The sequence below is a fragment of the Acinetobacter sp. FY683 genome, assembly GCF_059515885.1.
In genome coordinates this window covers 1-22967 of record NZ_JCAKNA010000034.1, presented here as the reverse complement: position 1 = coordinate 22967, position 22967 = coordinate 1, and the positions used below count along the sequence as shown (strand labels likewise).

The 22967-nt window shown below is 36.7% G+C and carries 22 protein-coding genes, 1 tRNA gene and 6 pseudogenes; 8 read left to right on the top strand and 21 right to left on the bottom strand.

Going from position 1 to position 22967, the window contains the following annotated elements; translation table 11 throughout:
• From AC5YDH_RS13305 to cuyB, 3 genes and pseudogenes are all read left to right on the top strand, one after another.
• Window positions 1–298: transposase (locus AC5YDH_RS13305; RefSeq protein ID WP_279043810.1), on the top strand; the 298-nt coding region annotated here is incomplete at its 5' end.
• Window positions 299–347: 49 nt separating this feature from the next.
• Window positions 348–716: pseudogene (locus AC5YDH_RS13300) on the top strand (pyridoxal-phosphate dependent enzyme); the annotation flags it as partial.
• A 1-nt stretch (window position 717) separates the two neighbouring features.
• Window positions 718–1434 carry a cysteate racemase gene (gene cuyB / locus AC5YDH_RS13295; RefSeq protein ID WP_496120191.1) on the top strand — a complete coding sequence of 239 codons (717 nt, stop codon included), beginning with the start codon at window positions 718–720 and terminating at the stop codon, window positions 1432–1434.
• Window positions 1435–1543: 109 nt separating this feature from the next.
• Here cuyB and AC5YDH_RS13290 read toward each other — a convergent pair.
• Both AC5YDH_RS13290 and AC5YDH_RS13285 read right to left on the bottom strand, forming a co-directional pair.
• Window positions 1544–2487: pseudogene (locus AC5YDH_RS13290) on the bottom strand (IS5 family transposase).
• 148 nt (window positions 2488–2635) lie between these two features.
• Window positions 2636–3640 (bottom strand): Fic family protein, encoded by a 1005-nt coding sequence (locus AC5YDH_RS13285; protein WP_496120189.1) that lies wholly within the window; start codon window positions 3638–3640, stop codon window positions 2636–2638.
• A gap of 91 nt (window positions 3641–3731) precedes the next feature.
• Here AC5YDH_RS13285 and AC5YDH_RS13280 point away from each other — a divergent pair, with 91 nt between their 5' ends.
• Window positions 3732–4424 carry a Fic family protein gene (locus AC5YDH_RS13280; RefSeq protein ID WP_496120187.1) on the top strand — a complete coding sequence of 231 codons (693 nt, stop codon included), beginning with the start codon at window positions 3732–3734 and terminating at the stop codon, window positions 4422–4424.
• Here the strand turns inward: AC5YDH_RS13280 and AC5YDH_RS13275 are convergent.
• The 5 genes and pseudogenes from AC5YDH_RS13275 to AC5YDH_RS13255 form a co-directional block, all read right to left on the bottom strand.
• A pseudogene (locus AC5YDH_RS13275) lies at window positions 4408–4596 on the bottom strand (IS5/IS1182 family transposase); the annotation flags it as partial. The gene AC5YDH_RS13280 and the pseudogene AC5YDH_RS13275 overlap by 17 nt on opposite strands.
• A gap of 336 nt (window positions 4597–4932) precedes the next feature.
• Window positions 4933–5163: a transposase gene (locus AC5YDH_RS13270; RefSeq protein ID WP_496120186.1), complete on the bottom strand. Its 231-nt coding sequence runs from the start codon at window positions 5161–5163 to the stop codon at window positions 4933–4935.
• 562 nt (window positions 5164–5725) lie between these two features.
• Window positions 5726–5935: a cold-shock protein gene (locus AC5YDH_RS13265; RefSeq protein ID WP_496120184.1), complete on the bottom strand. Its 210-nt coding sequence runs from the start codon at window positions 5933–5935 to the stop codon at window positions 5726–5728.
• A 225-nt stretch (window positions 5936–6160) separates the two neighbouring features.
• Window positions 6161–6237: transfer RNA gene (locus AC5YDH_RS13260), tRNA-Met, on the bottom strand.
• A 221-nt stretch (window positions 6238–6458) separates the two neighbouring features.
• Window positions 6459–7400, bottom strand: coding sequence for a lysophospholipid acyltransferase family protein (locus tag AC5YDH_RS13255; protein ID WP_496120182.1), 942 nt, complete (start codon window positions 7398–7400; stop codon window positions 6459–6461).
• A gap of 49 nt (window positions 7401–7449) precedes the next feature.
• Here AC5YDH_RS13255 and AC5YDH_RS13250 point away from each other — a divergent pair.
• Window positions 7450–8027: pseudogene (locus tag AC5YDH_RS13250) on the top strand (Fic family protein); the annotation flags it as partial.
• Between the two features lie 121 nt (window positions 8028–8148).
• On the opposite strand, the pseudogene AC5YDH_RS13245 reads toward AC5YDH_RS13250, so the two are convergent.
• Window positions 8149–9126, bottom strand: a pseudogene (locus tag AC5YDH_RS13245) (IS5 family transposase).
• 144 nt (window positions 9127–9270) lie between these two features.
• Here AC5YDH_RS13245 and AC5YDH_RS13240 point away from each other — a divergent pair.
• From AC5YDH_RS13240 to AC5YDH_RS13230, 3 genes are read left to right on the top strand one after another with little or no spacing between them, the layout of a single operon-like run.
• Entirely contained in the window at window positions 9271–9849 is a 579-nt protein-coding gene (locus AC5YDH_RS13240; protein WP_496120180.1) for a nuclear transport factor 2 family protein, read from the top strand.
• Window positions 9819–10319 carry a chalcone isomerase family protein gene (locus tag AC5YDH_RS13235; protein ID WP_496120178.1) on the top strand — a complete coding sequence of 167 codons (501 nt, stop codon included), beginning with the start codon at window positions 9819–9821 and terminating at the stop codon, window positions 10317–10319. The genes AC5YDH_RS13240 and AC5YDH_RS13235 overlap by 31 nt, the downstream gene beginning before the upstream one ends.
• 17 nt (window positions 10320–10336) lie before the next feature.
• The gene (locus tag AC5YDH_RS13230; protein ID WP_496120176.1) at window positions 10337–11023 is read left to right on the top strand and encodes a response regulator transcription factor; all 687 of its coding nucleotides are present in this window, start codon (window positions 10337–10339) and stop codon (window positions 11021–11023) included.
• Between the two features lie 44 nt (window positions 11024–11067).
• On the opposite strand, the gene AC5YDH_RS13225 is transcribed toward AC5YDH_RS13230, so the two are convergent.
• The 13 genes and pseudogenes from AC5YDH_RS13225 to tnpA form a co-directional block, all read right to left on the bottom strand.
• The gene (locus AC5YDH_RS13225; RefSeq protein ID WP_496120174.1) at window positions 11068–12393 is read right to left on the bottom strand and encodes a sensor histidine kinase; all 1326 of its coding nucleotides are present in this window, start codon (window positions 12391–12393) and stop codon (window positions 11068–11070) included.
• Between the two features lie 42 nt (window positions 12394–12435).
• Window positions 12436–13485, bottom strand: a complete 1050-nt coding sequence (locus AC5YDH_RS13220) for an SAM-dependent methyltransferase (RefSeq protein ID WP_496120173.1) — start codon at window positions 13483–13485, stop codon at window positions 12436–12438.
• An 8-nt stretch (window positions 13486–13493) separates the two neighbouring features.
• Window positions 13494–14273 (bottom strand): DUF1295 domain-containing protein, encoded by a 780-nt coding sequence (locus AC5YDH_RS13215; RefSeq protein ID WP_496120171.1) that lies wholly within the window; start codon window positions 14271–14273, stop codon window positions 13494–13496.
• 35 nt (window positions 14274–14308) lie between these two features.
• Window positions 14309–15505, bottom strand: a complete 1197-nt coding sequence (locus AC5YDH_RS13210; RefSeq protein WP_496120170.1) for a class I SAM-dependent methyltransferase — start codon at window positions 15503–15505, stop codon at window positions 14309–14311.
• Complete coding sequence (locus AC5YDH_RS13205) at window positions 15502–16296, bottom strand: DUF1365 domain-containing protein (RefSeq protein WP_496120168.1); 795 nt, start codon at window positions 16294–16296, stop codon at window positions 15502–15504. The genes AC5YDH_RS13210 and AC5YDH_RS13205 overlap by 4 nt, the downstream gene beginning before the upstream one ends.
• A complete protein-coding gene (locus tag AC5YDH_RS13200; protein ID WP_496120193.1) occupies window positions 16289–17584 on the bottom strand; it encodes an NAD(P)/FAD-dependent oxidoreductase in 1296 nt (431 codons plus the stop codon). Before AC5YDH_RS13200 ends, AC5YDH_RS13205 begins: the two co-directional genes overlap by 8 nt.
• Window positions 17584–18564 (bottom strand): acyl-CoA desaturase, encoded by a 981-nt coding sequence (locus AC5YDH_RS13195; RefSeq protein ID WP_496120166.1) that lies wholly within the window; start codon window positions 18562–18564, stop codon window positions 17584–17586. The genes AC5YDH_RS13200 and AC5YDH_RS13195 overlap by 1 nt, the downstream gene beginning before the upstream one ends.
• A gap of 144 nt (window positions 18565–18708) precedes the next feature.
• Entirely contained in the window at window positions 18709–19263 is a 555-nt protein-coding gene (locus AC5YDH_RS13190) for a lipocalin family protein (RefSeq protein ID WP_496120164.1), read from the bottom strand.
• A gap of 429 nt (window positions 19264–19692) precedes the next feature.
• On the bottom strand, window positions 19693–19947 hold the full coding sequence (locus tag AC5YDH_RS13185) for a TIGR03643 family protein (protein ID WP_496120162.1): 255 nt from the start codon (window positions 19945–19947) through the stop codon (window positions 19693–19695).
• 309 nt (window positions 19948–20256) lie between these two features.
• Window positions 20257–20535: pseudogene (locus AC5YDH_RS13180) on the bottom strand (transposase); the annotation flags it as partial.
• A 32-nt stretch (window positions 20536–20567) separates the two neighbouring features.
• On the bottom strand, window positions 20568–22172 hold the full coding sequence (tnpC, locus tag AC5YDH_RS13175) for an IS66 family transposase (protein ID WP_496118776.1): 1605 nt from the start codon (window positions 22170–22172) through the stop codon (window positions 20568–20570).
• 74 nt (window positions 22173–22246) lie between these two features.
• Window positions 22247–22582, bottom strand: coding sequence for an IS66 family insertion sequence element accessory protein TnpB (gene tnpB, locus AC5YDH_RS13170; RefSeq protein WP_496118774.1), 336 nt, complete (start codon window positions 22580–22582; stop codon window positions 22247–22249).
• A partial coding sequence (gene tnpA / locus AC5YDH_RS13165) for an IS66-like element accessory protein TnpA (RefSeq protein ID WP_496119876.1) occupies window positions 22579–22967 on the bottom strand: 389 nt, incomplete at its 5' end. The genes tnpB and tnpA, both read right to left, overlap by 4 nt.

Here is a 22967-nt window from a genome sequence, read left to right as displayed (position 1 = left end):
GCATGCGGTGATTCCACCTAGAAAAAATGCGAAACCATGGAAAGATACAAAGAGTAGCTCGCTAGAGCGAAATGAATTACTTCGAACAATTAAACGTTTAGGCAGGACACTATGGAAAAAATGGTCAGGCTATCATCGGCGAAGTTTGGTTGAAACTAAGATGCATTGCATCAAATTATTAGGAGATAAACTCAGTGCAAGGAGTTTTGATAGCCAAGTGAATGAGATCCATGCACGTGTAGCAGTCCTTAACAGATTTACGGAATTAGGTCGACCACTTACCCAAGTTACGCCTTAAATTTGGCTCAATTAGGTGCGCTTTGCATTTCAAATCTTTGTGCAACAAAGCCGTTCGTGCTGAAAAATCTAAACAAGAAGAAAATGTTTATAAACTTGCTCGTACGACTTTAGAACATCTTGGTTTAAGCGCAGATTTAATCGCACGTGAAAAAGTTGTTGCGAACAGCGACTACGTTGGTGATGGCTATGGTATTCCAACAGATAGCATGATTGAAGCGGTTGAATTACTTGCACGCACAGAAGGTATTTTGCTTGACCCTGTTTACTCAGGTAAAGGCTTTGCAGGCTTAGTTGGTCTTATTCGCCAAGGTCATTTCACTAAAGATGACAAAGTGATTTTCCTTCACACAGGTGGTTCCGTAGGTCTATTCGGCTACCGTTCTACATTCTCTGAAAAAGATGCATACCGTTTGTAAGATGACTAATTTTTCAGAACTTCCAACACTCGGAATTTTGGGAGGCATGGGGCCAGGTGCTGCGGTTGATTTTCAACAGCGCCTGCTCGGTGCAAGCCCTGCAAGTAAAGATCAGGAACATATTCCAACCATTGTATGGAATCATGGTGGAATTCCTGATAGACAACTTGCCCTTAAAAACCAAGGGGAAAGTCCGTTAAATGCAATGTTACATGGCTTAAAAATTCTAGAATGCAGTGGAGTTTCTAAAGTGGCTATTCCATGTAATACAGCGCATTTTTGGCATGCAAATTTACAGCAACACAGCTCGATTGAAATCTTAAATATGGTTGAAATTACCGTACAGCAGATTTTAAAACGCCATAAAAAGGGCGATAAAGTTGGTATTTTAGCCACTAAAGGTGCACTTTCAACTGAGCTATATCAACATGAACTTAGCAAATATGACATTCCTTTTGTCATCAATTATGATCAAGAGATTGAAGAAGAATTGATGCCTGCTGTCTATGCGGTAAAACGCAATGAAATAGAAAAAGCAGGTATAGTTTTTCAAGATTTAAGTCAGCGTTTAATTGACTCAGGTGCGGCTTCAATTATTTTAGCTTGTACAGAAATCCCTTTGGGCTTACATGCAATTCAATCGCCAATTTTAGATGTGAGTTTTGATACGACACAAATTTTGGCGAATGCCTGTGTTAACTGGTATTACTCTCAATAAATAGATCTCTTTTCATAATATTGTATGTTAATAAAATGAAAATTTTTCTTGGTAAACCGCTTTGTTGCATAAGGATTTTAAAGGTAAAGCTTACCCACATTGCTCAAATTTAAGTGGCAACTCGGGTATGAGGTCGGCCTAATTCTGTAGATTTATTTAATGTGGCTATACGTGCAGGGATTTCATTGACCTGACTGTCAAAATTCCTTGCACTGAGTTTATCGCCTAATAATTTGATGCAATGCATCTTAGTTTCAACCAAACTGCGCCAATGATAGCCAGACTACTTTTTCCAAAACGTTCCTCCTAGACATTTGACTGTTTTCAATAATTCATTTTTCTCTAAAGCTCCCAATTTCTTATTTTTCTATGGCCTTGCATTTTTTCTTGGAGAAATTACGGCATGTGCATCACGATCTAAAATGACTTGTCTACAGTACTTAGTATCATAAGCACCGTCGGTATAGACCGAATCAAATCGTTCATCTAACGGAATTTGAGCAAGTAAATCACCGAGTACTTGCGAATCACTCACATTATTTGTCGTGAGTTGTGCACGTATTTGAAGGGTTTCAGCATCGATCCCAATATGAAGTTTACGCCATTGGCGACGATATTCAGCCCCATGTTTCTTACGTTTCCATTCACCTTCACCTAGAAACTTCATGCCTGTAGAGTCCATGAGTAGATGGAGCCCATCGCTACTTTTTTGGTATCTGATTGCAATATCAATATGCTTTTGTCTTCTACAAAGCGTACTGTACGAATATCGCTGATATTCGGAGCTGTCCAATTTAATCCGCAAAGTTTAATCAGACTTTGCACAAAGCCAGTGACCATACGTAAAGACAGACGGAATAGAGATTTGATCATTAAACAGCACTGAATAGCTGCATCAGAATAGGTTTGATTTCTTCCGTGTTTACCCTGTTGTTGAGCATACCATTGAGTAGAGGGATCAAACCAAATGGAAATATTTCCACGATTTATTAGAGCACGGTTATATGAGGACCAATTTGTTGTACGATAGATTTTTGGAGCAGGCTTATTCATTTTGAAATGATATTACTAAATAAGCGTCTAAGGCTAGGTTTGTGCAACAAAGCCCTTCTTGGATTTGAATTTGGGTACTTAATTGTAGCACACGTGAATCCAATACAAAATGCAACATCATAACATTACAAATTGTTCGCCTTAATGCTCATTTTTTCAATTTATATTTCTGTTTTGGACTCTTTGGTTTATCAGGGAGCGTTCTTTCCAGTAAACCCGCCTCCAATGCAGGATTTAAATAGTTTTTTTGGAATGTTGCACGGTGTGATAAATTTAATAACGACATAAGTTCACTCAAGCTATATTCCTTATGCTCCATCTTTTCAATGAGACGCTTAACTTGATCGCTAGCTTGTACGGTATCTTGATCGCTAACTTGAGCGGTGTCTTGATCGCTTGAACTAGATGCTACGATAGCATCTAGAATCATTTGCAAAATAAACTCTATAAATGGTGCAGAGTCAGCACGATCTGTACTTGCCCGAAGGGCATCATAGTACGATTTTTGGTTTTGATAGATTAAGCTCTCAACAGGAATATTTAGGAAAATAGGATTCCATTGACTCAAAATTAAAGTTTGCCATAAACGCCCCATACGCCCATTGCCATCTGCAAATGGATGTATGAACTCAAATTCATAATGAAAAATTGAGCTTTTAATCAAAGGGTGTTCATTCCCTTCAGCCAACCAATGTAATAAATCACCCATTAAACGATTAACTTGATTTGCAGGTGGAGCCATATGTACAACTCGATCACCTGACATCACACCTACACCACCATGGCGATACTGCCCTACCTCATCAATTAAGCCTGCCATTAAGGTTTGATGTGCTTGGAGTAAATCATGCTCAAACTCAGGATGCCAATTGTGAATTTCTTCATATGCTTTTAGTGCATTACGTACTTCTTGTACTTCTTTAGGCGGAGCAATTACAGGCTTACCATTTAGAATAGCGGTGATTTGTTCCGTACTAAGGGTATTTCCCTCAATCGCCAAAGAGCCTTGAATGGTTTGAATACGATTTGCTTTACGCAACTTCAGACTGTCTTCAATCTGAATTAATGCAGTCAAACGCCCTATTGATTCACTGATCTGTGATACCAAGTGAATAATTTTTGAAGTAATGGTATAAGGCGGTTGATATCGCATTAGATCCCTAAATAGCGTATAAAGTTTTGTTTAATTAAACTCTAAAAATACAAATTTTCAAAGTCGTGATGAATACACCGAGATTTTATATTTGTTTACCCTTATAGATGACCTTAAATATAGGCTAGATCAGCGCAGACCTTTGTCAAGCTTTACATCAAGTAATATTGAAGAAGATCTTTTTCTACGCTTGATCTATAACTCGAATGCCATCTCAGGCAATAAACTCAGTCTACTTGAAACTAAAGTAGTTTTAGAGGGAATTGCTGTAGGGGGTAAAACCCTAGAGGATCATTTACATGTCATTAATCAAAAAAAAGCGATTAATTACATTCGAAGCATCATTTGTAAAAAAGAAAACTTTTCAACAGAACAAATTTTTAACATTCATCTAATCACTTCAAATAATCTCAACGATTTATACTATCAGAGTACTCTGTCTGACTATACATCTTTAAGTAACAAACTTGCACCGCTATTCGATTGGTACAATACAGAAGTACATAAACGTCATCCTGTTGAACGTGCAGCTAAAGTGCATGCAGATTTTGTTGGTATTCATCCATTTATTGATGGCAATGGACGTACATCGCGTCTCTTGATGAACCTTGAATTACTTAAAGTTGGTTATCCACCCTGTGTTATCACAGTTGAAAATAGGTTGGCTTATTATGAGGCTTTGGATCAATGGATGGCTTATGGAAAAACTGAAGCCTTTATTCAATTGGTTTCCGAGGCTGTACTAGAGGGATTTAAACCATATCGAGTTGTATTGAGTATATAAGATCAACTGTTTTTTCAGCATACATCAGATTTCGACCTTGCTTGCCTTCTGATTGTACATACCATTGAGTAGAGGGATCAAACCAAATGGAAATATTTCCACGATTAATAAGAGCATGATTATAGGAAGACCTGTTAGTTGAGCTATAGATTTTAGGAGTATGCTTATTCATTCTAAAATTATATTGCTGAATAAACCTTCTAAGCTAGGTTTGTGCAACAAAGCCTAATCAAAGTAGAAGTCAAAAAGGTCTGAATTTTAAGACACCGAATCAAATAGCAGATGACTTTTATCAGTTAGCTGCCTAGAAGCTCCTAAGTGAAAACCTCCTGTTATTAGCACACATAAACATTTTTATTGGTGAGAATATAGACACTTTAAATGGGTTATAACACTAAATTTAGACAATAAAAAGCCAGATATTCTGTCTGGCTTTTTCGTATAGGGTATATAGGTATAATGACAGCCATACCTCATATTCTAGTGCGTAAATTTACTATTGATATTTTTAGCAACAGAAGCCTTTAATTTTGTATAGCTTATTTGTTCCCAAGAAAAAAGAACGGCCATCTAAATTGATATGAAATTTCTCTCCCGATTCGATTTGAACCTGTTTCGATACTTCTACAAGAATTTTACCTAAAACTGTACTTTGTTCTTTTTCAAAAGGAATAATATTAATTCGAATGGTATCTCCATTCACTGCTTTTGCCGTAGTCCAACCATTAGACATATTCATTTTCATTCACTCATATTTGAGCTCATGTAAAAGTAGAAATAATATAAATATTTAAAAATCAGAGAGGATCTATACTGATATCAAAGAGGCATATGCCTACAATTCAAATTACAATTTTACATTAGCATTAATTTTTTAAAATAATTAAAAAAGTCCACGGATAGCTGTGGACTTAGTCGATCGGTATGGTGCGAATTCATACTCTGCGTTAACTGTTTAGGACGAATCAACTATTAAAATATTTGATTCTAAAGAATACGCAATTCCGTTAACAACCTAAACACTTCCGTACCGCTCACGGATTCGATCTAGTGTAGAATAACAGCTTTTAAGATACATTAAACATTTGTTTTTGATATATTTTAAATTAGTTTAAAGATTTTTCCAGAATCTATACTATGGAAATGTAAATCAAAACTAGGTTTGATTTCTTCATCATTTACAGTAATAAACTTAATATTTTCTTTAGACTTTGTTGCCTCTGTTATCTGGTGATGAAAAGTACCCTTTACAGAATACTTCTTATTAAATTGATCTTTAACTTCAACCAAAAAGGTATTCATTAGATAGCAACAATATTGCTAGCTTGCATGCCTTTTTGGCCTTGCTGCATATTAAACTCTACACGTTGACCTTCAGCTAAATTTTTGAAACCTGTTGCGCGAATCTCACTGAAATGTGCGAATACATCTTGGCCACTATCTGCAGCAATAAAACCAAAACCTTTAGTTTCGTTAAACCACTTTACAGTACCAGTTGTTAAATTAGACATAGTTTATTTCCTATATTATGTAATTAATAATTAGAAAATAATTTTGAAGCTAGACTTTGTAATAAAATGAAAGATTTGATTTAGATCTAAACAAAATAAAATTAGTAAACAATAAAATTATAATTCTAGGGTGAGTATAACAGATATTATTTAAATTAATATCAATTAAATAAAAAAAGCCTAATCTGTATGTGTAGATTAGGCTGTAAACTCTGAATCTATTAGTGGTAGCGGGAGCTGGATTTGAACCAACGACCTTCGGGTTATGAGCCCGACGAGCTACCAGACTGCTCCATCCCGCATCAATGTATGTTGTTATACGCTTGCTTGAGCTATATAGCAAACTTTATTAAAAATAAGTTGATTTATTAAACAAATCGATTAATAAAGTAGCAAATTAATATTAAATGCACTGTTACCCACAGATATTGTGGGTGTTTTTAACACATGGTTTATTGATAATTAACAGTAAAGCTTGATTCTGATTAAACTTTAATCATTATTTCTGTTTGATTAAATATCCTTAGATTTTTAGAGAGCGACTTTCTTTAATTTTATCAAGAGCCTCTTCATGTGGAATATTGTAAAGATCATACAGTTTAGGATTGGCTTTAAAGCGTTTATAACTCCAATGATAATGTGCAGGATGGCGTTGAATAAGACTTTCTAGTTTTTGATGAATAATGGTAGTGCCATTATTAGCTGAATTTGTATATATTGCTTCATTTATCGTTTCGATATGTATATCAAATCCCCCCTCTTTGTTACGTATTGCATATAAAAACAATGCTTTGGCTTTTGTTTTTTGAATAAGCTTTGAACTAAGATTACTAGATGAAAGTGGTATGCCAAAATAAGGAATCAAAGTACTTAGATGGTGTGGACTATGATCTGGAAGAATTATAGTTGCACCATTATTTTTTAAAGCTTTAAAAATTTGTCGAACACCATTTTCATCTGTTGGAACTAAGTTTGCAGGTTCTCTGCTACGTGCTTGACGTAAAAAATGATCTGCTGTTTGATTTTTTACAGGTTGATACATGATTGTTAATTCAGTAAATTGAGAAATATAAGTGGTTAGAATTTCCCAAGTACCAAAGTGAGGTAGAAGAAGTACAAGCCCTTGTTTCTTTTTTAAAGCTTGTATTAGCAAGTTTTCTCCATATATATTTGAAATACGAGCTAGGTTTTTTTTAGAGTTGGCTCCCCAAATACTAAAAAACTCAAAATAAGAAGTTATTTCATTATGAATAGCTTTCTGAATAATTTTTTCACGTTCTGTTTTACTTAGTTCAGGAAAAGCAATATTTACATTTAATCTAATGGTTTGTGATGTTTTACTTATTTTTAATAAGTTAACTAATCTTGCTAAAAAATTAGAAAAAATACGTAAAACATAGATTGATTGGCTACTTATAAAAATTAATAAATAATAAAAAAGGCTTTTGCTTGGTGAGATTTTCATAAAAACCCATGTATATTTGTTATATAAATGATGACATATATGTCAGTCAGTTGTACATATGGCTCTACCTGCAAATCAGGTCAATCGTTTAATGAACGATTTATTGCATTGGTTGGCTGCTGATTACGAACACCCTTTGATTAAAAGTTCAATTTTTCATTATGAATTTGAGTTCATACATACATTTGCTGATGGAAATGGACGTATGGAGTGTTTATGGCAAACTTTGATTTTGAGTCAATGGAATCCTATTTTTCTGAATATTCCTATTGAAAGCTTAATCTACCAAAATTAAAAAGCGTCCTATGATGCACTTCAAGCAAGCACAGACCGTACTGATTCTGCACCATTTATCGAATTTATTTTACAAATGATTCTAGATGCTATTGTGGCATCTAGTGCAAGCGACCAAGACACCGCTCAAGTTAGCGATTCAGTTAAGCGTCTTTTGAAAAGATGGAGCATAAAGAATATAGCTTGAGTGAACTCATGTCGTTATTAGATTTATCACACCGTGCAACATTTCAAAAAAATTATTTAAATCCCGCATTGGAAGCTGGTTTACTTGAACGGACTCTCCCTGATAAACCGAAGAGTCCAAAACAGAAATATAAATTGAAAAAATGAGCATTACGGTGAATAAAATATAATGTTATAATATTGCATTTCATATTTGATTCATGCGTGTTAAAATCAGTACCCAAGTTCAAATCCTAACGTTGGATGGCTGGCTTTGTTGCACAAAGATTTAAAAGACAGCACTCTGCTCATTTGAACAGAACTCAGGTGACAATTGGGTATGAGAGGACAACCTAATTCTGTAAATCTATTCAATACAGCTATGCGTGCATGAATCTCACTTGCCTGACTAGGAAAACTCCTTGCTATTAATTTATCGCCTAATAATTTGATGCAATGCATCTTAGTTTCAACCAAACTTCGACGATGATAACCAGACCATTTTTCCAAAACGTTCTTCCTAAACGTTTCACTGTTTTTAGTAATTCATTCCGCTCTATAGACCTTACTTGTTGATCTTTCCATGGTTTTGCATTTTTTCTTGGCGGAATGATCGCATGTGCATCTCGATCTAAAATGACTTGTTTACAGTACTTCGTATCATAAGCACCGTCGGTATAGACCGAATCAATTCGTTCATCTAACGGAATTTGAGCAAGTAAATCACCGAGTACTTGCGAATCACTCACATTATTTGTCGTGAGTTGTGCACGTATTTGAAGGGTTTCAGCATCGATCCCAATATGAAGCTTACGCCATTGACGACGATATTCAGGTCCATATTTCTTACGTTTCCATTCACCTTCATCTAGAAACTTCAAGCCAGTTGAGTCTACGAGTAGATGTAATCCATCACTATTTTTTTGATAGCTAATCGCGATATCAATATGTTTTTGTCTTCGACAAAGCGTACTGTACGAATATCGCTGATATTCGGAGTTGTCCAATTTAATCCACACAGTTTAATTAGACTTTGAACAAAACCTGTGACCATACGTAAAGAGAGTCTGAATAAAGATTTAATCATTAAACAGCATTGAATAGCAGTATCAGAGTAAGTTTGATTTCGACCTTGCTTGCCTTGTGGTTGTACATACCATTGATTGTTTGGATCAAACCAAATGGAAATATTACCTCGGTTAATGAGGGCACGATTATAGGAAGACCTGTTAGTTGAGCCATAGATTTTAGGAGTAGGTTTATTCATATTGAAATTATATGGCTAAATAAACCTTCTAGGCTTGGCTTGTGCAATAAAGCCTTCAATTTCTCATCTATAACTTCTATTTTCACATTCTTTTCACGGCATGCTGCCTAAAGTATAAACATAATCTTAATACGGACAGTAATCATGAGACTTGTAAAAACAATAATGGCAACAGCCTTATTCTTACCGCTCTTATTTTTAGCAGGATGTCAAAGTATTCCGAGTTACTCATCTGAGTATGCAAAAGCTAGAGCCAATATCCAAGGTGTAATGTTAAATGAAGCAAGCACATTAAATATAGGCACCCAATTTACTTCGACTTTTAATACTCTGGGTACGCCAGAATTTGTAGAAAAAGCCAGTCGTTTGTATTCAGAGCAACTCTTTATCAATGATACTTTGTCACAATTTTCATCGCGTAGTGACTTAGTTGAGCATTTCAAAGGCATGAATAAACGCGTTAGTAATGTAACGGTTAAGCTTATTAACACTTCATATTATCAAGATTCAGCATACGTACATTGGTCTATGGTGTATGACTTCAATTTTTTTGGTACAACTCGCACTATGGCATCTCATGGTATTAGTGAAATGAAAATTAATGAAAATAATAAAATTATTTTCCAGCAAGATTTCTGGGATCCAGCTGATGGCTTATACCGTTCATTACCGTATGTAGGAGGTACTTACTCATGGCTACTCCCTTTCAAAAAATCACCTTAATTTCTAGCATACTGATAGCCTCCGCTATCAGTATGCCTAGCTTTGCAAAAACTGAAAAACAGTGTGGTAATGGTGAATTACTTGTGAGTAAAAAAATTGTAGGTACAGCAACTTACGCAGCTGAAAATTGCAATAAGCCTTGGTTAGGACAAAATATTCAGATGGAATTTAACTATACTGAAAATATTCCTGAATGGGCTTTTAAACGTGCTGCAACGCATTTTCTGAAAAAAAATATGAATAACTTAAAAGATGATTCAGTACTTCACCAAGTTACGGCACTTTATCGTCCAGTAAAAAAAGGTGATGTATATAAATTATCTTACGTTCATACAAATCAAACATTAATATTATCTTTAAATAATCGTGTTTTGGGTAAAATTAAAGATCAACAAATCCAACAATATTTCGTAATTTGGCTCGGCAAAGCGCCATTTAGTGCTAAATTAAAACAACAATTGTTAAATTAAGTGCAGAAGCAAAATTTATGTCAAAGCATTTTATTCTTATGGTCGAAGATCATCACGAATTAGCATCTACATTATGTGAATTTTTAGAAGAACATGATTTTGTGGTCGATCATGCACGTAATTTAGATGCAGCACGTAATTTACTAAAACAACGTCCCTATCACATGCTCCTTCTAGACATTAACCTACCTGATGGTTCTGGCTATGATTTGTGTGAATGGTTGCGTAATCAAGAAAGTATGGATATTCCTGTATTAATGCTCACAGCACGTGACACTTTAGATGACAAACTGAAAGGTTTTAAATCTGGTACAGATGATTACTTAGTTAAGCCTTTTGACTTTAATGAATTAGTGATGCGTGTTAAAGCTTTAATTAAACGCTCATTAGGTGAAGTTTCAAATCGTGAACTTAGAATTTCAGATTTAATTTTAGACCCTGCGCGCCAATATGTAAATCGAGCTGGGCAAGTGATTGAGTTGCCACCTATTCAGTTCAAATTGCTTAAACTTCTTGTACGAAATGCACCAAATATCTTAACTAAACAAGAAATAATGATGGAACTTTGGGGCGATGAAGAACCTGAAAGTGATGCTTTACGAAGTCATATTTATAACCTTCGTAAAATGATTGATAAACCTTTTGAGCAAAAACTAATTCAGACAGTTTCAGGTGTTGGACTAAAAATTTCTACAGAAACTTAAATCTATAGCTGATTAAAACTGTAGATCACTTCAAATACTATCTTCTATTGATTCAAATACACAACCACAATTAAACCTGTGGTGTTTTCTAAATCTAAATCATGATGTGTATGTAAATAATATTGACGATCAAACAATTCAACACGCCAGCCTAATTGTTTACAAAGCTTTTGCACCAACTGTAAACCAATTCCATGACCTTTAACCTCTAATTGCAATTGAAGTCCAGACAACTCCTGCACTTTTGCATCATTTGGTAATGGAATACCAATGCCATTATCTGCAATAAGAACTTTATTCTTTTGTAAAATAAGGTCTATTTGTGAACCTTGAGAATAATTTAAGGCATTACGCAAAATATTTCCAAACACCATTTTGCTCATAGATGGATAAATTTTACGTAGCTTTTCATCTTCATCAATTTTCAAATTAATTTGAATGCCTTTTAGCTGACTTGAAGAATTTAAATCTTGAACTAGGTCATTTAAAAAGTCTGAAAGTCTTTCTTCTTCAGCCACCAATGTATTTGTTGTATTTCGTGCAATTGCTAAAAGTGTATCTACCAACAATTGCATATCTTCAATTGTATTATGCAACCGTGTAAACGATTTGCTTTCGCCATAACGCGTCTGACACAACTGCACATTACCTTTTAAAATTGTCAGTGGTGTTCTTAGCTCGTGACTTACATCTCCCGTAAATTCACGTTCACGGTTAATAAACTCACTTAAAACTTGATGATATTTTTCCAAAGCTTGTTTTAAATATTCAGCTTCCATATTGGAATCTGTACTAATGCCTTGAAATGGAGATGCTTCTTTATTTTGATGTTCCCAATCAATATTATCTAAAGCATTAGCTAAACGTGTAATTGGAGAAAAATAGCGTCTTGCTCTACGGTTCCACCACCAAAGCAAGCTATATAAAACAAATAAGCTAACCATAAGTGGTGCAAGACCAAATAACCAAACAAGCTTATTAACGTTGCTTTCACCAAAGACTAAAAAAACATGCTGACCATTACGCTCTCCATACACAGTCATACGGTCTTTACCATCAATAAAATAACGACTTACACCATAATTTAAATGCATGTTTTGAAACTTAGCGGGTACGTCTTTTTCCCAACGATACCCGTATAAGTTTTTCGTATCGGGTAAATCTGCATTCGGATTCCGCTCCAAACGCTCCCAATAATGCGCCATTTCCTGTTCTAAGGCAGTTTTTAGCAATGTTCCTTTAATCACCCACGCACTACACGCAATACCAATCACAACTGAAAGTGCAATAAATCCTATTTGTAACCAGTAATATCTATTAAAAACCTCACCTAAGGGATGAGCACGTTTTTTGCGAAATAGCTTCAACATAAACTCATCTCTCCATTGATTTTTAATAAAAATATTTAATGATTATACCGCTTTATTCTTAAACAAGAAGTGACCAATTACCCATTCGCGACCTTGATCTAAACCGAATAATTCAGCACATGCCATAAAGAAAATACGCCAACGCTGCCACCAAGCTTGAGCATCTTTACCGTAAGTCTTTTCAAATAGCGGTTTAAGACTTTGTTCTTGCTTATCCATATTATCTAACCAAGCATTTGCTGTTCGCTCATATGCCTGACCTGACCATTGCCAGTGCTGTTCAAGCTGTAAATGATTTTGAAAGTGCAAGAAGGTAGATGTTGATGGCATTAGACCTCCACTAAAGAAGTACTTAGACATCCAATCATATTCATTTTTAATTTCAAATGGATAATGTAAAAAACGATGGCAGAAAATATGACACCAAAGTAAACCATCGGGTTTTAGCCAAGTGCTAATCTTTTCAAATAACTTTTGATAATTACGCACATGCTCAAACATTTCAACCGATACAACACGATCAAAAGATGCTTTTTCAAGTTCTAAAACATTTACATCGCAAGTAATTACCGTCAAATTATTAAAGTTCTTCAGGCGTGCCTGTTCTTGAATATGAGTACGCTGTGTTGAAGAGTTTGAAACGACGGTGATCTTCGCATTTGGATAATGCTCCGCCATCCATAAACTGAGCGAACCCCATCCACAACCAATTTCTAAAATCGCTTGTCCATCTTGTAATTGTGCACGTTCACAATACGTTGCTAAAGCAAACTCTTCTGCTTCATCTAAGGTCGTAGATGCCTTATTAAATAAACTTGCGCTATATTTTAAACGCTTACCCAGAACTGCTTGGAAAAATTCAGTTGGCAATTCGTAGTGCTGTTCATTGGCTTTATCTGTTTCTATGGCAATTTCACTGCTTTCAAGCATGTGTAAAACTTCCATATATCGCTTTGCAGCCAGTTCAGGATCATAACGACCTTCTTGAGTAAGACGCTTTTTACTTAATGTACGAATTGCAGCACGAATTGCTTGATCTGGAATTTTTCCACTTTCAATTAGCTTTAAAATTTGTTGAATCATAAAGTCCATTTGTTTACCTACTCTTTGGGTTGCCACGGAATAAAAATAGAAGTGCGTCTTTGATAATCTTTGTAATTGTCACCACGATGTTTCAAGGCTTGTTGTTCACTAAATGGAATGCCTGTCAAATAATATAAAAACAACAACATTAGAATTGGATAGATCCAAAGACTATATACACCAGCCGCTAAACCAATAACTGGATAAGCAAACCAATGTAACCATTCAAAAAAATAATTAGGATGACGCGAATAATGCCATAATCCTTGATCCATTGTTTTCGCTTTATTTTCAGGATTTTGTTTAAAGCGATACAATTGTTCATCTGCCAAACTTTCACCCCAAAATGCCACCGACATAATGATTGCAGCAATTACAAGGTAAATTGTGGTTGATGAATTCCACTGCTCCATTGGTATATTTAACAATGCCAACATTGGATAAGAAAAAAGAACAATCAGCCCTGCTTGGAATAAAAAGAAAGCTAAAAAACCAAGATGTTGATATTTACCCATTGCACGGCGCATGTTGGCATAACGGGTGTCTTCTTCAGCTTCATGAAAATAACGACGTAATAAATGCCAAGCTAATCGAAGAAACCATATTCCGCTTGCAACAGCTAAAAATACTCGAACAATAAGCGGTGCTGTTTCAAATATTAGCGATGCTAAAATTACATTAAGTGCAATACCAAATGCCCAAATTACATCAACTAAACCTGCACGTTTGTTATAGCTCACCCATAACCAAGCACAAAGCATCAGAAAAATATTGAGCCATATAAAATTAATGAACATGCGCTACTCCCGATTCATCTGATTCAGCCAATGCATTAATAAGAACTTGCCTCAAACAGCAAGTGAACATCACTAATCACACCTTCTTTAAAACCACCTTCGCAGTAACACAGGTAAAAATCCCACATGCGAATAAAGTCTTCATCAAAACCGAGAGCTAAAACTTGTTCACGTTGTGCAAGGAATGCATCACGCCAATAATGCAATGTTTGTGCATAACTTTGACCAATATCTTCTAAATGTTTTAAACGTAATTTTTGTTCAGATGCTGCTTGAGTCATCATGCTAATGCATGGAATAAAACTACCTGGAAAAATATAACGCTTAATATAATCAATGGTTTTTAGCGCTTTTTCATAACGGGCATCTTCAATGGTAATAGCTTGAATAAGTGCAAGACCATTTGGTTTGAGCAGTTGACGACACTGTTTGAAATAGATTGATAAATACTGTTCTCCAACGGCTTCAATCATTTCAATTGAAACTAGTTTGTCGTATTTACCTTCTAACAAACGATAATCTTTAAGCTGAATTTCAACACGATGTGAAAGACCTGCTTCTTCTACACGTTTAACAGCTTCGTCGTATTGTGCTTGCGAAATTGTAATAGTCGTCACTTTGCAGCCATAATGCTGTGCCGCATAAATTGCAAAGCCACCCCAACCACTACCAATTTCAACTAAATGATCGAGTGGTTTTAGTTGAAGTTTCTGACAAATAAGTTCTTTTTTATAATCTGAAGCCTGCTCTAAAGTCATCTCTGGGTCTTTAAAAACAGCGCTTGAATACATCATGCTTGGATCTAAAAATAATTTGAAAAATTCATTACTTAAATCATAATGATCTGCGATATTTTTACGACTTCCCTCAATTGAGTTTTTACGACTGCTGTACCAAGCCTTCAAAAACAATTGACTTGCTTTAGAAAATACATTTTGATTCATTCGATCAAGCACATCTCTATTGCGTGCCAAAATCTGAACCACTTCAACTAAGTTTTCGCTTGTCCAATATCCCGAAATAAAACCTTCTGTTGCACCTAACACACCATTACGAAACAACAATTCAATCAATTTTTTATCGTGAACATGAATAATTGCCTTTAAATCACTTTGTTCACCAACCTTGCCATTCCAAACCCCTTTAAATATGATTTGACCATGACGTAATTTAAGTAAATGACGTAAAACAACTGGTAGTGAATCTGATTCACTCATAACAAGTGTCTTCATAGTTTAATCTTTCCATTGTCTTTTTTAGGGTGCCGATAAAAAGGAATTTTCTTCTTCCATAAACGAAAGGCATTTGTATAAATTCCTATCACCATTTTGAATGGCTCCAGCACACTTGAAATAGCATAATGCGTCTGTTGTGAAGGAAGTGTGATGGGCTGTAATGAAAACTGCATGGTTGCGTCAAACTGTAAAACACCCGTTTGAAACAACTGCATATGAATGATGGTCTGCTCTTCGGAAAAGCTAAATTGCCAGCGGTAATCTAAATCCATCGGCATAAATGGTGAAACATGAAACTCTTTTTTAAATTCGAATTGATGACTTTGATATGAGGAATTCTGCACTGCATTTTCACGACAGTCATGAATATAAACTTTGCGTTCATTCCAAGGTGTATTGGTAATTTCACTTAATACAAAGCAAGGTGTTTTGGCATTATCAAAGACCACATAAAACACAACAGAATTAAAGCGAAAACCGAGTGTTCGAGGTAACGCTACAACTCGAATTTCCATATCTGGCTTAACAATAAAATCATTGTTTTTAAGTAAAATTCGTTGAACTTTCTGACGAATATTCCCCGATTCAATATTTAAAAAATCATGTTCATTTATGGTCAAAACATTCCATCGCTTTATTGACCATAACCATGATTTTTGACTGAATTCCTCAATTTTATCTGGGTCAAAGCATAGATATTTGAGCTGCGCAGAAAACTCATGTGACTTTGGCAAATAACGTCTATGCCGAATATGACTTTGTGCAATTGCCAGACTATATCTATGCATGTGATGCTACTACTTGTGTAGTTTTAAGAATGTCATCTACCACCCAAGAAGCACTACGTGCACCATCTTCATGGAAACCCCAACCCCAATATGCACCACAAAATGAACTTCGATTTTGCCCATTAATTTCCATCCAACGTGACTGAGCATCAATAGCTTTTGCATCAAATACAGGATGTCGATAATGTCTTTCTACAAAAATATATTTCGTATCTATATCGAAGTTTGGGTTTAGCGTTGAGAAGATTTGTGTTTTGCACTTTAAGTTCTGCAACTTATTCATCCAATAACTAAAACCGTAATGGATATTCGAGTTTTGGAATGGCGTTTGCTCTGACGACTTACTTTGAGTCACATGAACATGCCAACTTGCCCACTGTCGCTTCGATTTCGGCATAATATTCGTATCACAATGCACAACCATGCGATTATTCTGATATTTGAAATGCCCAAGCACATCTTGTTCAAGTTCTGTCGCATCTTGCATTAAAGCAAGCGTGTCATCTGCATGACTGGCAAAAACAACCCAATCAAATTGTTCCGTTGCATCATCTGTTTGTATTAACACTTCATCTTTTAAACGTGTAACAGAAGTCACACCAACTTGTTTAAATTGAATATTTTTACATTGTGCTTGTATTGCACGAACATAGGTCGCAGAACCACCTTTCACAGTTTGCCATAATGGTCGATCTTTAAGTTGAAGCATTCTATGGTGCTGAAAAAAGCTCACAACAAATTTATATGGAATTTCTCCTGCTTGCTCTGGCGGGCAAGACCAAAGCGCACCACACATTGGATACAGATGTTCTTGACGAAATGCTTCGCTATAAGCATTTTTATTTAAATATTCTTCAATGCTTAAATCTGCATCGTAACTACTTAAATCAAAGTCTTTATTCGCTGCATAAAATTTAAATAAATCCGACAGCATATTGCGGAAATTGGCATTGAGAAAATTTTGTGGACGACACAATAAAGAAAACTTTTTTGAAGGATTATATTGCAAACCCGTCACTTGATTATTTACAGAAAATCCCATATTACTGCTTTGGGCTTCTACGCCAAGCTCCGCAATCATTTGGCTAAACAGCGGATAATTATGATCATTAAAAACAATAAATCCGCTATCTACGGAAACTTTTTCACCGTTAATATTGAGTTTATGCGTATCTGTATGCCCACCAAAATATGAGTTTTTTTCAAACACCGTGACTTCATGAGTTTTGCTTAATTTCAAAGCGGCATACAATCCAGAAATTCCTGAACCAATAATGGCAATTTTCATCATACTTCCCCAGATTCATTGTTTTTGATGCTTGTCGTGTCTTTGTTAAGTATTCTCTTTTGAGAAATCTTACTTACTTCGTAAATTCGTACAGGAACTGGTTTCATTCCCCAAACTAGACCAAACCAAGACATAATTTTTAAAATGTAATAAGTCACATCAATTTGCCACCAATAAAAACCTTGGCGTGTACTTCCAGCATAAAAATGATGATTATTATGCCAACCTTCACCTAAAGTAATAATGGATAAAAATAAATTGTTTCTGCTCTGATCTTGAGTATCAAAATCACGGCGACCATAAAGATGTGCCAAAGAATTAATACATAAAGTTGCATGAATTAGCAAAACTGTAGATACAACAAAACCCCAAACCAGAAGTTGTAAGCCCGATGTTCCAAGATGAGGATGTGCAATAGCCAACCACTCACCCAATAGATAAATTGAGCCCGCAGTCAGTAACACCACAAGCATACTAAACCGATCTAGCCAAATAAGTTCTGGATATTTCAACCAATCTTTAATTACTTCTTTACGCGTGGCAAAGTTATAGTCATTTAAGAACCACCCCACATGGCTGTACCAAAAACCATATGTCGATGAGTGTGGATCCTGCTCTGTGTCTGTAAAACGATGATGATAGCGATGATGTGCTGCCCACCACAAAGGTCCACGCTGTGCGCTCATTGTTCCAATTAAGACAAATATAAATTGAATAACTCGAGAAGTTTGAAATGTTTTATGCGATAAATATCGGTGGAAAAATGCAGTAATTGAAAACATGCGAATGATGTAAAACGCCAGCATAAAACACAGCGCAAACCACGACACACCCACCCAAAACACAGCCAAACAAGCTAAATGCAGTAAAATAAATGGAATAATTCGAACCCATTGAATTTTTGCATTTCCAGCTGAAATGGTTTGTATAGATGTAGGCATCGACCAACTATCTATCCATCGCATCAGACTATTCAACATGAATCATTCCTAGTTCAAATTATTGTGTTCATTTTCATAAGTTTAGTGATAAAAAGATGAATTTTATGTGAAGCGAAAGTCTGAAATAAAAAAACCGAACTAAAAAAACATGAGTTCGGCCTATAAAAGAGAAAATTATACAAATTAAGGTTGTTGTGGAGTTTTAATCAATTTCTCAACATCATAACCATATTGCTTTGCAGTATTTAAATAAGACTGATATGTCGCATCATCAATTTGAGCATCACGCGACAAAATCCATAAATATTTATCGCTTGGTCCACCTACAAGTGCAACTTTATATTCAGGGTCTATACGAAGAACCCAGTAATGACCTTTCGTAAATGGCATCCATCTTAAGCCTTTAGGTAAAAAACTCACTTTCAGTTTGCTATTCCCTTCATTTTGAGAATAAGCCACACCTTCCGAGTTAATTTTTCCACCATCTTTAGTACTACAACTGTTTAATACAGTCATAGTTTTGTCAGGATTAACTGTATATTGTGCTTTGGTGTTTGCAACACATTTACGTTGAAAATACATAGGTAAATGGGCAATTTCATGCCATTGACCTGCATAACGCTGAATATCAACTTTGTTTACTGCTTGGGGCGCACTTGTTTCTGCTTGAGCAGCAGTTGATAGACTTAAGCTAATCCCTAATGCTGTACCCGCAATTACCTTTGATAGAATATTCATTTTAAAGCCTTCTTTAATTATGTATCTAAGATAACGTAGGTAGATGTGAACAAAACGTGAAGATTACATAATTTGATTCAGTAGTATTGGATTAGAAATACGCTAGGCTGACTTCTCGCTTAAAATCACCTTATGCATCATTTACAACTGTTATTCCATACGTCGCTGACTAAATAATAAAATCTGAATACTGTATTCAATGAATTGAACAACTTTAAAGTAAGCAATATCCCCCTTCCATTATCAGTATCATCTCAGTTGGGTTAACAAGTGATAAATGATGAAGCAATAACGTCTGTCAAAAAATATCTGAATGAGCTACTTTCTCACATTGAGCTGTTGAAACAAATGGCTACGCTGCTGCAAGGAAGTGGGATATTTTCCTTAACGATGTAATAACCAAACTCAACAACACTTAAAATCAAATATTTAAAACCGTTTATACTGTCTTGAGCAATAAGCCCGAATTACATCTGGCGAACGTAACTGCAAATGTTTAGTTTTACGTCCAGCAACCCTTTTACGCCATATTATAAAACTCGACGTTTTCAAGTTTTTCCGCATTAAGCTGATTACTGTCGTTTCATTTAAACCATATTCACGGTGGATGGCTTCAAAAGGGGTTCTATCTTCCCAAGCCATTTCTATAACTCTTGATAAGTCTTGTTCAGAAAATTGATTCACTTCATTCTCATCTTTAATCAAAAAAATTGTAAAAGCTGATTTTATGAGCCCCTTAAGCTGCAATAAATTTTATCAACTCACTTATAAAATTTGAATCGATTTTGATTCGCTGAAAGCATACAAATATCGGCATGAATTTTTTGTGATTATTTTTAATATTTACTTATTTTAAACGGCTTTATTGCACAAAGATTTGAAAGGCAATACTCCCCTAATTGAGCCAAACTCAAGTGACAACTTAGGTAGGATTTGTTGCATAAATACTTGAAAGACAGAGCTAAGCTAAGTGAGCCAAATTTAAGTGGCAACTTAGGTATGAGGGCGACCTAATTCTGTAAATCTGTTGAATACTGCTACACGTGCATGAATCTCGTTCACCTGACTAGGGAAACTCCTAGCCGTTAATTTATCACCTAATAATTTGATGCAATGCATCTTGGTTTCAACCAAACTTCGACTATGATAACCGGACCATTTTTTCCAAAGTGATCTTCCTAGCTGTTTGACTGTTTTCAATAACTCATTGCGCTCTATAGACCTTGCTTGTTGATCTTTCCATGGTTTTACATTCTTTCTTGGTGGAATCACCGTAAGCGTCCGCTGAACCCCATGCCTATTTTTTAATTCGGTTCAGGTTTCCAGCGGTGTGGTAGCAATTCTTCAATCTGAGTCACTTTATGTGTCGGCAATCTTTTCAGCACATCACTTAAATAGGCATACGGATCCAGCCCATTCAGCTTTGCTGACTGGATTAATGTCATAATATTGGCTGCTCGCTGACCGCTGCGCAGCGAACCTGCAAATAACCAGTTCTTACGTCCCAACGCCCAGGGGCGCATCTGGTTTTCCACCCAGTTATTGCAAATCGGTAGATTGCCATCATCCAGATAGCGGCTTAAAGCTGGCCAACGCTTCAGAGTGTAATTGATCGCCTTGGCGGTTGGAGAACTCGATGGCACAGTCAGTTGATGTTGGTTGAGCCATTCATACAGTTGTTGCATCACCGGTTGACTATGCTGTTGTCGGTATTCGCGGCGCTGTTCTGCTGTACCATCGGTCTTTTTCCTGAGTTCTGCTTCTATCGCATACAGTTTCTGAATCAGCACTAATGCCTGTTCAGCGATCTGACTTTTCCCGGTCACATGCAGTTCATGAAATTTACGACGTGCATGTGCCATGCAGCCCACCTCAATGACATCGCCTGATTTAAAGCGTGCTTTATAACCGCTGTAATCATCACAGACCAGATGGCCCTGCCAGCCATTCAGGAACTCTTCTGCATGCTGACCTGAACGACTATCCTGAAAGTCATAGATCACGGCTTGAACTGGATTGTACTGTGTAGTGGCATAGGCCCAGACATAACCTTTCTTCGGTTTTTTATCATTCTCACCCATCCGCATGATGGTGACTGGTGTTTCATCTGCATGCAGCACCCGCTGTTGCAGCACCACCTGTTTTAAGGCATTGGCCAGAGGTTCCAGTTCCACACCGCAGCGACCAATCCAGTCAGATAAAGTAGATCTGGACAGATCAATGCCCGCCCGCTGATAGATCAGGCGCTGACGGTACAGCGGCAAATGATCAGCGTATTTCGAGACCAGCACATGGCTGAGCAGTTCAGGTGAAGCAATGCCTTTATCAATCACATAGGCGGGCATCGCTTGCTGAGTCAGGGTGTCACACTGATCACAGACCCATTTGCCACGCACATGCTGTTCCTTATAGAACTGTGCCGGTCTGAAATGCAGTTTTTCACTGATATCTTCGCCGATACGACGGAGTTGGCAGCCACAAGCACATTGGGTTGATGTTGGTTCATGCTCAATACGAATGGTGTGTAGATGATCGGGCAGCAGTCGACGTTTAGGTTTATTTGCTTTGGCTTTGTGTGTCGCTGCATCGGTTTTATCTGCATTCAGCCGCTCCAGTTCCAGATCGACTGCTGTGATATCTTCTTCGACCGCCTCATCCCACAGATGGATTTGTTTTGCGGTGAGATGTTCGTTTTTACTACCGAATTTGTGCTGTTTAAACAGCGCCAGTTCATGCTCGTATTTTTGATTGAGAATAGAAAGATGTTGAACTTTGGCATCCAATTGCTGGTTTGATTTTTCTAATTCTTGATTTGATTGTGCCAGAGACTGATGCTGCATTGCCAACTGTCTGGTAAATTCCAGCAGTTGTTCATGGGTCAGTTGGCTTAAGTCTGGCAGCGTATTCATGACCGCAGTATGCCTGAGGTCATGACGCAGAGGAAATAGAACGTTTGGAGAATAGCAGAATGGACCAGCCTGGTTTAAAGCATCGTCACCACCTGCTGTCGTCCAATGCGCTGCCAGGGCAAACCCTGGATCAGTGCTTGTAACTGTTCCGGACTGATCGCCATGCTTTCACCCTGGTGAACCTGCGCCCAGTGGAATTTTCCCTGTTCCAGCCGCCGGGCACACAGCCAGATGCCCAGTCCATCATGTACCAGCACTTTCATGCGATGGCCACGTTTATTACAGAACAGGTAAGCACAATGCGGTTTAATGTAGCCAAAGGCTTTCATGATCTGCGCCATAGCCGTATCCATACCCGCACGCATGTCCATCGGCTGGGTAGAGAGCCAGATTTCATCGATACGGATCATTTGATCAAGCCCTGAAGTAAAAGCAGCAACTCCTTGGCCGATTCCACTGGCCATTCGATTTCGATCACCTGATCTCTTGCAGAACATTGTTTCTGATGCAGTGGAATTCTGATATGAGCGACAGTATTCTTCTCCGGAACAGATAGCGGAGGTGCGTCTTGTTTGGCTGGAGTCGGGTGAAGCATGACCGGAAGAAAGTCAGTCTGTGGACTAGATGGGGTTGTTAATGCAGGGGGTATTGATCTGGATTGACGAATCCATTTATGCAACAGATTGGCATTGATCTGATGTTGCATTGCGACCTTGGCCACTGATGTATCTGGCTGCTGGCATTGCTGAATAAGTTGATGTTTAAATTCAGCCGTGAAGGTTCGACGAGGCTTTT

Excerpts from the sequence above, each read along its gene's own strand:
- cuyB (WP_496120191.1), top strand. The coding sequence starts at position 718 with ATGACTAATTTTTCAGAACTTCCAACACTCGGAATTTTGGGAGGCATG.
- AC5YDH_RS13285 (WP_496120189.1), bottom strand. The coding sequence starts at position 3,640 with ATGCGATATCAACCGCCTTATACCATTACTTCAAAAATTATTCACTTG.
- AC5YDH_RS13270 (WP_496120186.1), bottom strand. The coding sequence starts at position 5,163 with ATGAATATGTCTAATGGTTGGACTACGGCAAAAGCAGTGAATGGAGAT.
- AC5YDH_RS13265 (WP_496120184.1), bottom strand. The coding sequence starts at position 5,935 with ATGTCTAATTTAACAACTGGTACTGTAAAGTGGTTTAACGAAACTAAA.
- AC5YDH_RS13255 (WP_496120182.1), bottom strand. The coding sequence starts at position 7,400 with ATGAAAATCTCACCAAGCAAAAGCCTTTTTTATTATTTATTAATTTTT.
- AC5YDH_RS13240 (WP_496120180.1), top strand. The coding sequence starts at position 9,271 with ATGAGACTTGTAAAAACAATAATGGCAACAGCCTTATTCTTACCGCTC.
- AC5YDH_RS13235 (WP_496120178.1), top strand. The coding sequence starts at position 9,819 with ATGGCTACTCCCTTTCAAAAAATCACCTTAATTTCTAGCATACTGATA.
- AC5YDH_RS13230 (WP_496120176.1), top strand. The coding sequence starts at position 10,337 with ATGTCAAAGCATTTTATTCTTATGGTCGAAGATCATCACGAATTAGCA.
- AC5YDH_RS13225 (WP_496120174.1), bottom strand. The coding sequence starts at position 12,393 with ATGTTGAAGCTATTTCGCAAAAAACGTGCTCATCCCTTAGGTGAGGTT.
- AC5YDH_RS13220 (WP_496120173.1), bottom strand. The coding sequence starts at position 13,485 with ATGGACTTTATGATTCAACAAATTTTAAAGCTAATTGAAAGTGGAAAA.
- AC5YDH_RS13215 (WP_496120171.1), bottom strand. The coding sequence starts at position 14,273 with ATGTTCATTAATTTTATATGGCTCAATATTTTTCTGATGCTTTGTGCT.
- AC5YDH_RS13210 (WP_496120170.1), bottom strand. The coding sequence starts at position 15,505 with ATGAAGACACTTGTTATGAGTGAATCAGATTCACTACCAGTTGTTTTA.
- AC5YDH_RS13205 (WP_496120168.1), bottom strand. The coding sequence starts at position 16,296 with ATGCATAGATATAGTCTGGCAATTGCACAAAGTCATATTCGGCATAGA.
- AC5YDH_RS13200 (WP_496120193.1), bottom strand. The coding sequence starts at position 17,584 with ATGAAAATTGCCATTATTGGTTCAGGAATTTCTGGATTGTATGCCGCT.
- AC5YDH_RS13195 (WP_496120166.1), bottom strand. The coding sequence starts at position 18,564 with ATGTTGAATAGTCTGATGCGATGGATAGATAGTTGGTCGATGCCTACA.
- AC5YDH_RS13190 (WP_496120164.1), bottom strand. The coding sequence starts at position 19,263 with ATGAATATTCTATCAAAGGTAATTGCGGGTACAGCATTAGGGATTAGC.
- tnpC (WP_496118776.1), bottom strand. The coding sequence starts at position 22,172 with ATGAATACGCTGCCAGACTTAAGCCAACTGACCCATGAACAACTGCTG.
- tnpB (WP_496118774.1), bottom strand. The coding sequence starts at position 22,582 with ATGATCCGTATCGATGAAATCTGGCTCTCTACCCAGCCGATGGACATG.